The sequence below is a fragment of the Vallicoccus soli genome (genome assembly GCF_003594885.1).
GTDB lineage: Bacteria > Actinomycetota > Actinomycetes > Motilibacterales > Motilibacteraceae > Vallicoccus > Vallicoccus soli.
The window spans coordinates 66413-79457 of sequence record NZ_QZEZ01000006.1 but is presented as its reverse complement, the minus strand read 5'-3'; the positions used below and the strand labels follow the sequence as shown (position 1 = coordinate 79457).

The following is a 13045-nucleotide window of genomic DNA, read 5'->3' as shown; positions in this document are numbered from 1 at the left end:
CGTAGACCCGTCGCCGCGCGCGGTCAACGCCCTTCCCGGGCGCCGGGGAGGTCCTAGCGTCGGCGCGTGCACCGCAGCCGCCTGTCCACCCTGCTCGTCGACGTGCCGGCGGCCGACGCCGGGCGCAGCGCCGCGTTCTGGTCCGGGGCCCTGGGGGCTCCTCCCCGGCACCCGCCGGGCGAGCCGGGGTTCACCGAGCTGGCGGGCGCGGTGCCGGGGCTGGTGACCGCCGTGCAGGCCCTCGGCGGCGCGGACGCACCGCGCTACCACGTCGACCTGGAGACCGACGACGTCGACGCGGAGGTCGCGCGCCTCGTCGGGCTCGGCGCGGTCGAGGTGTCGGCGTGGCAGGGCTGCCGGACCCTGCGCGCCCCCGGCGGGCACCTGCTGTGCGTGGTCCCGCTGCACAGCGACCCCGGGGAGTTCGCGGCGGCGGCGCGCACCTGGCCCTGACGGGGCGGCCCAGGCGGCCCAGGCGGCCCAGGCGGCCCAGGCGGCTCTGGTGGCTCAGGTGGCTCAGGCGCCTCAGGTGCCGAGCGCCGCCCGGACCCGCGGGGCCACCTCGGTCCCGAGCAGCTCGATGCCGCGCAGGAGGTTGTCGTGCGCGAGCCGGACGTTCGTCATCTGCAGGTTGAGCCGCACGACGCCGCCGAGGTCCTCGTGGATGCGCAGGGCCTTCGCCGCGACGGCCTCGGGGTCCCCGATGAGGAAAGCGCCGTCCTCGTCGCGGGTGGCGTCGTACTGCGCCCGGGTCGGCGGCGCGAATCCGCGCTCCCGGCCGATCTTCGTGAACATCTGCGCCCAGCCCGGGTAGAAGTCGTCGGCCGCCTGCTGCGTCGTCTCGCCGACGAACCCGAAGCAGTGCAGGCCCACCTGCAGGCGCTCCGGCGGGTGGCCGGCGAGGCGCCCGCTCTCCCGGTAGAGGTCGACGAGCGGGCGGAAGCGGGCCGGCTGCCCCCCGATGATCGCGACCATGAGCGGCAGGCCGAGGGCGCCGGCGCGGGCGAACGACGCGGGCGTGCCCCCGACGCCGACCCAGACCGGCAGCGGGTCCTGCAGCGGCCGCGGGTAGACCCCCTGCCCGGTGAGCGCGGGGCGGTGCCGCCCGGACCAGGTGACCCGCTCGCGGTCGCGCACCCGCAGCAGCAGGTCGAGCTTCTCGGCGAACAGGTCGTCGTAGTCGGCGAGGTCGAGCCCGAACAGCGGGAACGCCTCGGTGAACGAGCCGCGCCCCACGACGAGGTCGACCCGCCCGCGGCTGACGAGGTCCAGCGTCGCGTACTCCTGGAACAGCCGCACCGGGTCGGCGGCGCTGAGCACGGCCACGGCGCTGCTCAGCCGGATCTGCGTCGTGCGGGCCGCGGCGGCGGCCAGCAGCACGACGGGCGCCGAGTCGAGGTACTCCGGGCGGTGGTGCTCGCCGATGCCGAAGCTGTCGAGCCCGACCCGGTCGGCCCGCTCGACCTCCTCGAGCAGGTCCTGGACCCGCTGGGTCGGCGTCACGTCGACGCCCGTCGCGGGGTCGGTGACGGTGGAGACGAAGCTGTCGACGCCGATCTGCACGGGCCCACCCTGCCAGGGGACGCGGCCGCGCGCCTCAGAGCTCGGCGGGTTCCCACGTCGGGCCGAGCACCCGGGGCCCCTCTGCGGTCCACGCGAGCGGGTCGATGCACATCCGCCGGGCCGTGCCGTCGGGGTCCCAGGCGTGGTAGGCCATGACGTCCCGCCCGTCGGGGGTGGTCGTGATGCTGTTGTGCCCGGGCCCGACGACGTGCCCGGGGACCGTCCTCAGGATCGGCGCGCGGCGCGGCTCGGTCCACGGCCCCAGCGGGTGGTCGGCGACGGCGACCCCCACCCCGTACGACGGCTCCTGCCACGAGCCGCCGCTGTAGAAGCACCAGTAGCGGCCCTCCCGCTCGACCACGGCGGGACCCTCGAGGGTGTGCCAGTCGTACGTGCGCCCGTACATCTCGCGCCCGCGCAGGAAGAGCTGCCAGTCGTCGGACGGGGTGAGGACGGTCCGCGGCTCGCCGCGCAGGCGGTCCATCCCGTCGAGCACGTCGACGGCGAGCATCGTGCCGACCCGGTCGCCCTCGAGGACGTCGCGGGCGTGGAAGAGGTACCAGGTGCCGTCGCGGTCGCGGAACGGGCTGGGGTCGATGGCGAAGCGCTCGTGCGGCGTGAGGTCGACGCCCCGGTCCACGAACGGCCCCAGCGGGTCGTCCGCGACGGCGACGCGCAGGTGGTGCCCCGCGTCCCCCTCGCCGACGGAGTAGTACATCCACCAGCGCCCGTCCGCCTCGCACACCTCCGGCGCCCAGTAGTCGCTGCCCAGCCCCTCGACGGGCACGAGCGCCCCGCCGGCCGAGCGCCAGGTCACGAGGTCGTCGGACTCGAGCACCTCGAAGGCGCGGCCCTCCACGTGGCGGCCCGTGCCGTAGGCGACGAAGCGGCCCTGCGTGCGCAGGACGAAGGGGTCGGCGAAGTAGGCGTCGTGCACGGGGTTGCGGTAGCTGACCGGCATGGGGCCATGGTCCACCCGGCCGCCGCAGCTCGTCAGGCCGGGCACCGCGCAGCGAACGGGCCTCCCGGCCCGAAGGCGAGCCCGGCGAACCGCTCCCCGACCCGCCGGTGCGTGGCCGCGTCGGGGTGCAGGGCGTCGGGCAGCGGCAGCTCGGCGGCGTCGGCCTCGCCGTAGAGCTCGAGCCCGTCGAGCAGGTGCAGGTGGGGGTCCTCCGCCGCGCGCTGCGTGTGGACCCGCCGCAGCTCCTCGCGGACCACGCGCAGCGTGAGCCTGCCCTGCGCCCGCTCGGCCGGGTCGCCCGTCGCCCGGAAGCGGACCCGGCCCTCGGCGAGCGCCTGCTCGTCGAACGCCGCCGGGCCCGGCGTGTCCTCGTGGATGGGGCACAGCAGCGGCGTGACGAGCAGCAGCGGCGCGTCGGGGTGCCCCTCGCGGACCGTGTCGAGGAAGCCGTGCAGCGCGGGGCCGAGGGCGCGGCGGCGCATGAGGTCCGCGTTCACGAGGTTGATGCCGACCTTGACGCTGACGACGTCCGCCGGGGTGCCGCGCAGGGCCCGCGCGGTGAACGGGTCGAGCAGCGCGCTGCCGCCGAGCCCGACGTTCACCAGCTCCACCCCCGCGGCGAGCGCGGCGACCGCGGGCCACGTCGTGGACGGGCTCTGCGCCCCCGAGCCCTGGCTGATCGAGCTGCCGTGGTGCAGCCAGGTCCGTCGGCCGCGGTCGGGCAGCGGGGCGACCGGCGCGTCCGTGCGCAGCGCCACGAGCTCGGTCGTCTCGTCGTGCGGCAGCCACACCTCGACGTCCTTCGCGCCGGGCGGCAGGCCGTCGAACCGCAGCGTCCCGGGCTCACCCGGGCTCACCTCGAAGGTGCCGGCCCGCGGGTCGACGGTGAGGACGCTGCCGCCCTGCACGCTGCCGCGGGCGACGAGCCGGCCGTCGACGAGGAGGTCGTACGTGCCGTCGGGGCGGGGCGGCGCGCCGACGTACGCGCGCTTGGTCGGCAGCACGTCCAGCTCGAGCACCGTGGCCGACGTGCGCAGGGCGACGCGCACGCCGGAGGGCTGCGACGCGGCCATGCTCAGCTGCGGGTCGGCGCCCTGGGCCCGGGCGCGCGCGGGGAGCCGCTGCGGCAGCACGCCGCGCGGGGTGGGCTCGAGCTCCAGCGCGCCGCGCACGAGGTCGCCGGTGAGCGGGGTGGTGGTCAGGGCGGTGGTCATCGGGGTGCCTCGTGGTCGTGGGTACGGGTCGCGGGCCAGCCGCTCAGCGCGGCGTCGAGCGCGGCGAGGGCGCGGTCCCAGCTCGCGGCGGGCGGGGGGTCGGAGTGGTCGAAGCCGCCGGCGGCCTCGAGGTCGACGAAGCCGCGGAGGGTGCTGCCGACGAGGCGCACGGCGTGGACCTCCTCCTCGCCGGTGAGCGCGTAGCCGCGCACGGCCGCGCGCATGAGGCCGGCGAGGCGCGGGCCTGCGCTGCTGGCCGCCTCCTCGGGGTCGAGGCGCAGCGCTGCCGCGACCCAGCGGCCCGGGTGCTCGCGGGCGTAGTCGCGGTGCACGTCGCCGAGCGCCCGGAGCGCGTCGGCGCCCGAGCGCCCGGCGAGCGCGGCGCCGGAGCGCTCGGCCAGCTCCTCGAGCGCGAGCAGCGCCACGCGCACGCGCAGCCCCCGCGCGCCGGGGACGTGGGCGTAGAGGGCCGGGACGGTGACGCCGAGCCGCCGCGCCAGCGCCGACGGGGTCAGCGCGTCGAAGCCCTGCTCGTCGGCCAGCTCCGCACCCGCCTGCGCCAGCAGCGCCGGCGTCAGCCGCGGTCGCACGGTCGCACCTCCGAGGGTTAATGACCTTCAGACATTGCTGAAGGACTGTAACCCAGGCGGGGTGCTCGCGTCACCAGCGGTGGGCGACGTCCAGGACGACCCGCGAGGCGTCGCCGGGGCCGGGCAGCGCGAAGGCCCGGACCGGCAGGCGCGCCCGTACGCCGAGCGCCAGCGTCGTCCCCGCCTCGAACGAGCCGGCCCAGGCGACCTGGCGGAAGGTCCGGTAGCCCGCCACGTCCACGACGTGGCGCCGGTCGCGCGGCAGGTACGTCGGCTCGCCGCTCCCCTCGTCGTACGCGGGCGCCCACACCGTGACCTCCAGCCGGGCGCCGCCCGCGACGGGCACCGCCGCGCCGGAGCCGGGGGCGCGGACCACGGGGACGTACCGGACCGAGAACCCCTGCGGCAGACCGGCCACGTCGACGACGAGGCGGTCGAAGCAGGCGTGCCGGCCGGAGCGGACGTCGGTCACCGAGCCCACCTGGTAGTCCGGCGCCTGCTGGTGCAGGCTCCCCCAGGTGATGCCGCAGTACGGCGCGGCCGCCGCCGGCGGGGCCACGAGGGCCACCGCCCCCGCGAGCGCCGTGGCGGCCAGGGCGCAGGGCAGCCGGTGCATGGCGGACCTCCCCGGGCCGGGCGTCGACGAGCGGCCCTGCTGCCAGTTGATCACCGGGACGCCGAGGGCGCCAGGGGGTGCCGGCGGTGCACGAGCGGGGAAGCGCCGGCTCGGGGGGCAGTCGTCCCCCGAGCATCAACGGCGCGTCCCGCGCGGGCGGGACGACGTCGACTCAGCGCAACACGTTCGAGGAGGTTCGGCCGAACACGCGGTCGGTCTCCCAAGCGACTGCTCGGTACGTGCCGGCGTAGCGGTTGAGGTGGGGGACTCGAGTGCAACCAACGTCGTCAGTGGCTGCTGTCTTCACGTACTTCCACGTCCCGTCGCGACGCTGCTGCTGGAGGGTGACCCTCGCCCCTCGCCACGGCGAGAAGCGACGGGCCGGGGGACGGTAGTGGGCGAGGCAAGCCCGCAGTTCGACCCGCTCGCCCGCCCGTCGCGCGGACAGGGACGTCTTCGACCCGTACTTGACGACGGTGTGGGACTCGTGGAGGGCGAGGTAGCCGCGGTTCGCCCACAGCGAGGATCGGTAGCTCCCCAGCCTCAGGTCCGTGGACCGCACAGGCCAGACATCGATCTGTCGCTTCTCCGGGTGTCGTAGGTCCGAGTAGTGCAAGCGGTGCCAAGTACCGCCGACGGGCGCGTGGATGTCGAACGACGTGACCGACGACTCGTAGCAGGTGTTGGTCAGCGCCACCGGGACGTTGCGGTCGATCCCGTCGATCGGCAGTGCGCGAGGCAGTTCCGCGCGCAGGACGCACCGAGCGAGTCCCGACCGCAGAGGGATCTGCAGGTGCGGCTGGTGCACTTCGAGCATGACCTGGCCGATGCGCACCTCGGTGTGAAGGCCGACCCGTGTCCCCGCAAGCAGACCCGGGTCCGGGAACACGACTTCGACAGACCGGTGCACGTCATCGCAGCGGAACTGGGCTGGTGCCGTGTAGGAGGTGCGGAACTCGAGGACCTCGGGTGAGGGTAGCTCCGGGTACCGGAGGAAGTTGTTGTGGGTCGTCACGGCATGTCGCACCGCGCCGTGGAGCACGCCCGACTCGGTGGTGCTGCACCTGCCCTCCCCCCGCAACCGGAGGCGGCTCCGGTCGTCCCAGGTGACGTCAGTCAGCGCGAAGCGCGCGTCCGCGTGTGGAAACCCGTCGTGATCGGCTGCAGCGGGCGACACGCAGAGCACGAGTACGCCGAGCAGCAGCGAGCCGGCGACCAGGAGCCTCTTCACGCCTCACCTCTCCGTTGGTGGGTCGCAAAACTAGGGCCTGGCGCGGGAGCCGTACAGAAGCGAAACCTCCCTGGCGCTCCTGCACTGGGCAAGAGCGCTCGATCGGCCGACGCTCTTCACACCCTGGTGGGATTCGCAGCACGGGGTGCTGCTTCGCAGCAGCGAGAGAGCCCGAGCCGAAGTAGGTTCTCAGCCGAGTTCCGCTCGTGCCGGAACGGAGAGGCGGGGCCATGACCGCAGTGTGGGGGATCCACAACGACACGCTCGGGAGCGAATTGTTCGAGGAGGGGTTCGTCAGCATCGGCTGGGACGCCCTGCCGGACCTGCGCTCCATCGGCCTAGATCGGGATCGACTGAAGATCGCCCTCGCCGACGCGTACCCCGAGCGCAAACCGGGCGCGTTCGCGGTGTGGGCGGGCATCCTCCACCGGTTCGGCGTGGAGATGGCTCCAGGGGACCTCGTCGTGGCGCCCTACAAGAAGGAAAGCACCATCAACATCGGGGTCGTGACCGGCCCCTACGAGTTCCACGCCGGCGCGACGACGCACAGGCACAGGCGCAAGGTGGAGTGGAAGAGGACCGGCCTGTCGCGCACCATGTTCTCGCAGGCGGCCCTGTACGAGCTCGGCGCCTTCCTCACCGTCTTCGGCATCCGTAAGCACGACGACGAGTTCCGCGCGGCGCTCCAGGCGAAGACCGACACGGAGGCAGCCGTCGCCAGAGCGGTCGTCCGAGCGGCACCGGGCGACGCCGAGTTCGAAGCGGCGGTGGACGAACCTCGGGCAGGCCGGATCCACCGGCACACTCGCGATTTCGTTCTTGAGCGACTGAGGCGCGATCTGAGCCACGAGGAGTTCGAGCAGTTCACCGCTGACCTCCTCCGCGCCCTGGGCTACGTGGCGAGAGTGACTGCATACTCTCAGGACGGCGGAGTGGACGTGATCGCGCATCGCGACCCGCTCGGCGTCGAGCCACCGCTCATCAAGGTGCAGTGCAAGCATCAGACCACGACGGTCGGCGCTCCCGAGGTGCAGCAGCTGGTCGGTACGCAAGCACACGGCGAGCTATCGCTCTTCGTCACTCTCGGGGGGTACAGCCGTGAGGCGCTCTCGATCGAGAGGGTGCGCCAGGGCTTGCGGTTGATCACGGGCGAGGAGCTCATCGACCTCGTCCTGCAGCAGTACGACCACCTGTCGCAGACGTGGCGGCAGCGAATACCGCTGACACCAGTGCTCGTCGTCGACGACGCAGCAGACCTCTGAGAGCGACCGTTACCGGGGGCACGCTGGACTCCTCGCGGCGCCGCGCGCGGATCCGACGGCGTGGTTCGACCTGACCGACGGCTGGGGCGGGGACCCGCCGTCCGGGATCGACCACGTCATGGTCGTGACCCACCGCCCGGCGCCCGAGGGCTGGGACCCGCCGCGCCGTTCCACTTCGTCTACGGCGTCGACGCAGCCGTGGCTACGGTGCAGGACCTCGCAGGGGACCGTCTCGTCGTGGTCGCCGCCGGCGACGTGGGTGGCCAGGTGCTCGCTGCGGGCCTGGTCGACGAGGTGCGCGTGGACGTCGCCCCCGTCGTGCTCCGCTCCGTCAAGCGCTTCTTCGAGTCGGTCGAGGCGCAGCACCTGCTAGAGGGTCCGGACGAGGTGGTCCGGGGCGACCGGGTGCTGCACCTGCGCTACCGGGTGCACCGCTGACCGGTTGGACGGGCCGCGCGGGTCCACGAGGACGCGCGACCATGGGGACGTGCCACCCCCCGCAGACCGCATCGACCTCAGCACCGCGGAACTGCGTGACATCGCGCGCTTCTCCGCCGACCGTGCCCGCACCGCCCTGGCGGCCTACGAGGGCCAGCACCCGGACGACAGCAGGCCGCGCGGAGCCGTCGACGCCGCGGACGCCTTCGCCGCCGGCGGCCCGCGCAGCGCTCGGCAGCGGGCGACGGCATGGGCCGCGCACCGCGCAGCCCGCGACGCCACCACCCCCGCGGCCCGGGACGCGGCCAGGGCCGCCGCGCACGCGGCCGCCAGCGCCTACCTGCATCCCCTCGCGGACGCCCACCAGGTCAAGCACGTGCTCGGAGCGGCGGCCCACGCGGCCCACGCGCTCGAGCTGCTCGCGGGCGGCGACCGCGAGGTGGGTGAGCGAGAGGTCGAGCAGGCGGGCAGGCACGCCCCGCCGGGCCTCCGCGCCGTGCTGCGCAGGCTGCCGCCCGCCCCCGCTGGCGGCGGCAGGGCGGGCGAGCTCATGCGCCGCCTCGACCTGGAGCTGCGGCGCTGAGCGGGGCGGGACCCGCCTCAGGCGGTGCCGCGCACCGCGTGGCGCAGGTAGACCGCGCCGCTGTCGAACCGCCCGTGGTCCAGCAGCTCCAGGTCGAGCCGTACGCCGAGCGGCAGCGCCGGCTTCCCGCCGCCGACGAGCACGGGGTGCAGCAGCAGGACGCACTCGTCGACCAGGCCGTGCCGGAAGGCCTCGGCCCCGAGGGTCGCGCCTCCGATGCTCAGGTCCGCCGCGGACGACTCCTTGAGCCGTCGCACCGCCTCGGGCTCGAAGCGGCGCTCGATCCTCGTCCTCGCCGTCGACCCCCCGTCGAGCGTCGAGGAGTAGACGATCTTGTCGGCGTCCCGCCAGATCCCGGCGTACTCGCGGACGACCGGCGGCCGGCCCTCCAGCCAGTCGTCGCCCTCCCAGACGCGCATCGCCTCGTACATGCGCCGCCCGTAGAGCGACGTGCCGATGCCCCGCTCGTGCTCGTTCCAGAACGCGTGCACCTTCTCGTCGGGCTCGGACCAGTCGAACGAGCCGCTCTCGTCCTCCACGTAGCCGTCGAGCGACGTGTTCGCCGCGTAGATGAGCTTGCCCATGAGTTCTCCCGCCCCCGTCGAGGGCCACAGCGTGCAGCGCGGGGACGGCACCGGCAAGGGCAATACCGGGACGGTCGCTCGGGCGGCGGTGGCCGCGGTCGGAGCGCGGACCGGCGATGAGTCCCGGCGGGCCCGCGGGTCTGCCCCCCGACGACCCGGACGACACGACGCGAGGAGGCACCCGGTGCTGACACAGGTCGCAGAAGGGGTGCTGGTGCACCAGAGCGAGCTGCTCCGCAACAACACCGTGGTCGTGCAGGGCCGGGACGGGGTCCTGCTCGTCGATCCCGGCATCACCGCCGACGAGATGGCGTGCCTCGCCGACGACCTGGACGCGATGCGCCAGCCCGTCGTGGCCGGCTTCTCCACGCACCCCGACTGGGACCACGTGCTGTGGCACCCCGCCCTCGGCGGGGCCCCCCGCTACGGCACGGCCGCATGCGCCGCCGTCATGCGCGGTGTGTTGTCGGAGGAGGACTGGAGGACCACCGTCGTCGAGGGGTTCCCGCCGGAGATCGCCGAGGAGATCCCCCTCGACCCGTTCGGCCTCGTGACCGCCCTGCCCCCGGGCAGCGCCGAGGTCCCGTGGGAGGGGCCCCGCGCGCGGATCGTCGAGCACCCCGCCCACGCCCAGGGCCACGCGGCGCTGGTGGTCGAGGACCGCGGCGTCCTCGTCGCCGGCGACATGCTCTCCGACGTCCTGGTCCCCTTCCCCGACCTGGGCTCCGCGACGGGCCTCGAGGACTACCTCGAGGGGCTGCGGGTGCTCGAGCGCGTGGCGGGCGAGGTCGACGTCGTCGTCCCCGGCCACGGGTCCGTCGCCGGGGCCGACGAGGCCCGCCGGCGGGTCGACCTCGACCGCGCGTACGTCGAGGCGCTGCGCGACGGCCGGGTCCCGGCCGACCCGCGGATCGGCCCCGACGCCGCGTACGGCGCGGACTGGATGCCCGGCGTGTACGAGTGGCAGCGCCAGCAGGTCGCCGAGCGGGACCGCGCGACGCCCGCTGCGCCGTAGTCTCGTCAGGGTCCCCCCGGTCGCGCCCGTGCTCCGGGACGGGTCCACCCGACGCTTCCGCCCGCGCGGGCAGGTCGGGGACGAGGGCTGGGAAGTCCCGGGACCCAGGCCCTCGTCCTGCGGGCCCGTCTCTCAGGCGCCGACCAGGCGACGGGCTTCGTGCCACACGAGGCTGAGCTGCTCGACGACGTCAGGGTCCACGGCATCGCGAGGAGGTTCCGCCCCTGCGTCCATGAGGTGGTGCATCGGGGCGACGATGCCGCGCTCGACGTGCTCGAGCCCCTCGGTCGTGACGAGCCATCCCGGCGCGATGACAGCCCTCAACGCCCACCGCTCGCGGGCGCCGGCACCGAGCGCCGCCCTACGACGCAGCGCCACCGCGAGCCCCCACGCCAGCTGCTCCAGCACGACGTCGGGCGGGACGCTGGGAGCGCCGGCACCGAGCTCGCGGCGCAGGCTGCGGTCGACCTCGACGAAGCACTCCTGCACGGACCAGTCGGGCTCCCACCAGACCGTGCAGGACGAGCGGGCCTGGCCCTCCCCTGTCGGGGTGACGCTCAGGAGGAGCTGGTGCGCCACGACGGGCGCGAGGTGGGTCGCGTTCGACCGCCTGGTCACCGTCACGGAGAAGCCGCGGTCGATGCAGGACAACGAGACGTGCACCGAGAGCCCGCCCCTGTTCCTGTGCCGAGCGATCGCCCGTGCACGTTCGGCCGCCTCCATCGCCCCCATCACGGACAGGTACGTCGGCTCGTCGGAGATGGCGCGCGCGGGGGCGACGAGGTCCGCCCCGTCCCGGGCGCGCTGCTCCGCCACACGACGGGCCGTCTCGTCCGCCGCCTCCCTCAGCCGGTCGCTCACCTCGGCCAGGGACTCCTGCACGTCGACCACGCGACCGCCGAGGTCGTCGATCGCACGGTCGGTCTGCTCCGTGGCGCGGGCCAAGCGCCGCTCCAACGCCCGCTCCATGAGCAGGAGGGGGATCGCGAGGAGGACCGTCGTCCCCAGGTTCGCGAAGACCGATGAGGCGTAGCCGCGCGTGAGTGCCCCCAGGACGACCAGCCCGGCACCCACCAGCGTGATGGCGCCCAGCCAAGCCCTCTGGTGCACCGCTCCTCACCTCCACCCGAGCACCCGTGCAGCTGCGCGTCGCCCTCAGCGCGTCGTCACGCGCTGCACCAGCGCGTCGAGCTGCTCGAGGGCCTCCCGCGCGCTCTCGCGGGCCCGCTCGAGGCCCACGGCGACGCCGCGGGCGAGCACCTCGTCGAGCCGCTCGTCGAGCGAGTCCTGGTCGACCTGCTCGTCCTCGGCGAAGGCCTGGTGCACGGCGGTGACGGCGGAGCCCAGAGCCAGGTCGAGCACGGGGGAGGGGTCGAACCACGGGACCTGCTGGGGTGCGGGCCGGCTCTCGAGGTCCCGCGGCAGCCACGGGTCGACCTCCGGGAAGAGCTCCGGCAGCGCCTCCTGCCAGACCAGGTCGAGCACCAGGCGTACCGACTGGCAGGCGCTGGTGCGCCGCCCGAGGACGTCGCGCGCCTGCTTGCCGATGTGCCACAGCAGGACCGGGTGGGCCCGCCGCAGGTCGACCTCGGCGGTGGTCGCCACGGCCTCCACCACCCGGTGGTGCCAGACCAGGTCCCACAGCAGCCGGCGGTTCATGCAGCGGAGGAGTCCGGGCGGGCTGATCCACGTGGCGGTGTTGCGGTAGTAGGTCCGTACGCGCGCGAGGTGGCTCGCGCCCGCCGGGGTCGCCAGGAAGCCGCTGTCCTTCGGCGGTGCGGCGCCGGCCGCTCCGATGAGGTTGATGTTGACGAAGTGGTGCCAGGTCGCGTCGGTCACCACGCGCCCCACACCAGCCAGGTGCCCGTCGTAGGCGGCGATGCCACCGAACGTGTGGCCCTGGGTGGCGTCCTTGGTGCCGGACTTCGTGCCGCCGAGCACCGTCGAGGTGGCGATGACCTCGGGGACCGGCTTCGGCCCGCCGCCGACGGCGGGCGGGTACTCGACGAACGACGCTCCGCCGACGTCCACCACCTGCGAGGTGTCGGCCGGCTCGTGGCACTCTCCCTCGTGCGGGTGGTCCGGCATGACGGTGATCGCGCCGTCCGGCCCGCACAGCAGCGGGTGCGGGTAGACGGCCTCGAACAGACCCACGCGGGTCCGGTACCAGCGCGGCGTGATGACCTGCGGGACGTCGTCGGACTGGTCGTCGAACGTCGACGCCGCGTCGTGGCCACGCCGGTTGGTGTCGTTGCGCCGGTGGCCGCCCATGGACACCTCGTCGACGCCGGGCGTGGAGTCCCACAGCCGCATGGAGCGGACCCGGGGGATCCGCTCGCCCATGGCCCTGCCCAGGGCGGCGTGGTCGCCGGTGGCGAAGACACCCCCACCGGCGTCCATGAACTCCGCGACGGCACGGACCTCCCGGTCGGTGATCCCGGGCGCGCTCTCGATCCCGAACATCCACAGCTGGTCGTACTGGTCCGCCGCGAAGTGGCCGCGGTCGTCGAACCGGAAGCCGGAGATGCGGCGCTCGACCCGGCCGTCGTCCTCCATCATGGCGTCGCCGCCGCGCGAGCGGCGGTGCGCCAGGGTGATGCGGAAGTGCGCGGGGTACGTCCCCGACAGCAGCGTCGTGACGAAGGTCCGGAGCCCGAAGTCACCGGAGCCGAAGTCGAGGCCGCCGTCGGTGACGAGCAGCACGCGCACTGAGCACGGCCGCCACCAGCGCAGGTGCAGCCGCTGCGGCTCCAGCGCGTGCAGCACGTCACGCCGGTCGATGAGCTCGCGCAGCTCCCGCTCGTCGAGCCGCGTCAACCGTGCCTCGTCCATGGCGTCCTCCCCCTCGAACGGTGTCCCTGTGCGGGTTGCTCGAGGGAGGCCGCCCGCGCGGCGGCAGATACCCGGGCGGCGGCAGGTACCCGGCCGGCGGCGTAGGCAGGGAGCGGGGCACCCGCCCGTGGCGGGGCCCCGCTCCCTGGTCGTGCG

Annotated in this window: 13 protein-coding genes and 1 pseudogene; 5 read left to right on the top strand and 9 right to left on the bottom strand. The window is 74.5% G+C overall.

What is annotated here, in order from left to right; genetic code table 11:
• The first annotated feature begins 66 nt into the window (after positions 1 to 66).
• On the top strand, positions 67 to 453 hold the full coding sequence (locus tag D5H78_RS13075; protein WP_119950944.1) for a VOC family protein: 387 nt from the start codon (positions 67 to 69) through the stop codon (positions 451 to 453).
• A gap of 72 nt (positions 454 to 525) precedes the next feature.
• Here D5H78_RS13075 and D5H78_RS13070 read toward each other — a convergent pair whose 3' ends face one another.
• The 6 genes from D5H78_RS13070 to D5H78_RS13045 all read right to left on the bottom strand — a co-directional run bounded on the left by D5H78_RS13070 (position 526) and on the right by D5H78_RS13045 (position 6175).
• The gene (locus D5H78_RS13070; protein WP_119950943.1) at positions 526 to 1563 is read right to left on the bottom strand and encodes an Atu2307/SP_0267 family LLM class monooxygenase; all 1038 of its coding nucleotides are present in this window, start codon (positions 1561 to 1563) and stop codon (positions 526 to 528) included.
• Between the two features lie 34 nt (positions 1564 to 1597).
• A complete protein-coding gene (locus D5H78_RS13065) occupies positions 1598 to 2524 on the bottom strand; it encodes a glycoside hydrolase family 43 protein (protein ID WP_119950942.1) in 927 nt (308 codons plus the stop codon).
• Positions 2525 to 2556: 32 nt separating this feature from the next.
• Entirely contained in the window at positions 2557 to 3738 is a 1182-nt protein-coding gene (locus tag D5H78_RS13060; protein WP_119950941.1) for a GDSL-type esterase/lipase family protein, read from the bottom strand.
• On the bottom strand, positions 3735 to 4328 hold the full coding sequence (locus D5H78_RS13055) for a TetR/AcrR family transcriptional regulator (protein WP_218566576.1): 594 nt from the start codon (positions 4326 to 4328) through the stop codon (positions 3735 to 3737). Before D5H78_RS13055 ends, D5H78_RS13060 begins: the two co-directional genes overlap by 4 nt.
• Positions 4329 to 4398: 70 nt before the next feature.
• Positions 4399 to 4944, bottom strand: coding sequence for an AMIN-like domain-containing (lipo)protein (locus tag D5H78_RS13050; RefSeq protein ID WP_119950940.1), 546 nt, complete (start codon positions 4942 to 4944; stop codon positions 4399 to 4401).
• A 172-nt stretch (positions 4945 to 5116) separates the two neighbouring features.
• Entirely contained in the window at positions 5117 to 6175 is a 1059-nt protein-coding gene (locus D5H78_RS13045) for a hypothetical protein (protein WP_119950939.1), read from the bottom strand.
• Positions 6176 to 6405: 230 nt separating this feature from the next.
• On the opposite strand from D5H78_RS13045, the gene D5H78_RS13040 reads away from it, so the two are divergent.
• From D5H78_RS13040 to D5H78_RS13030, 3 genes and pseudogenes are all read left to right on the top strand, one after another.
• Positions 6406 to 7437 carry a restriction endonuclease gene (locus D5H78_RS13040; RefSeq protein WP_119950938.1) on the top strand — a complete coding sequence of 344 codons (1032 nt, stop codon included), beginning with the start codon at positions 6406 to 6408 and terminating at the stop codon, positions 7435 to 7437.
• 64 nt (positions 7438 to 7501) lie between these two features.
• A pseudogene (locus D5H78_RS20485) lies at positions 7502 to 7875 on the top strand (dihydrofolate reductase family protein); the annotation flags it as partial.
• 49 nt (positions 7876 to 7924) lie between these two features.
• Positions 7925 to 8458 carry a putative immunity protein gene (locus D5H78_RS13030; protein WP_119950937.1) on the top strand — a complete coding sequence of 178 codons (534 nt, stop codon included), beginning with the start codon at positions 7925 to 7927 and terminating at the stop codon, positions 8456 to 8458.
• Positions 8459 to 8475: 17 nt separating this feature from the next.
• On the opposite strand, the gene D5H78_RS13025 is transcribed toward D5H78_RS13030, so the two are convergent.
• Positions 8476 to 9042 carry a dihydrofolate reductase family protein gene (locus D5H78_RS13025; protein WP_119950936.1) on the bottom strand — a complete coding sequence of 189 codons (567 nt, stop codon included), beginning with the start codon at positions 9040 to 9042 and terminating at the stop codon, positions 8476 to 8478.
• Between the two features lie 184 nt (positions 9043 to 9226).
• Between D5H78_RS13025 and D5H78_RS13020 the strand changes: the two genes are divergently transcribed.
• Entirely contained in the window at positions 9227 to 10057 is an 831-nt protein-coding gene (locus D5H78_RS13020) for an MBL fold metallo-hydrolase (protein ID WP_119950935.1), read from the top strand.
• A gap of 132 nt (positions 10058 to 10189) precedes the next feature.
• Here D5H78_RS13020 and D5H78_RS13015 read toward each other — a convergent pair whose 3' ends face one another.
• Positions 10190 to 11167 (bottom strand): hypothetical protein, encoded by a 978-nt coding sequence (locus tag D5H78_RS13015; protein ID WP_119950934.1) that lies wholly within the window; start codon positions 11165 to 11167, stop codon positions 10190 to 10192.
• Positions 11168 to 11212: 45 nt separating this feature from the next.
• A complete protein-coding gene (locus tag D5H78_RS13010; RefSeq protein WP_133412060.1) occupies positions 11213 to 12889 on the bottom strand; it encodes a hypothetical protein in 1677 nt (558 codons plus the stop codon).
• Positions 12890 to 13045 lie beyond the last annotated feature (156 nt).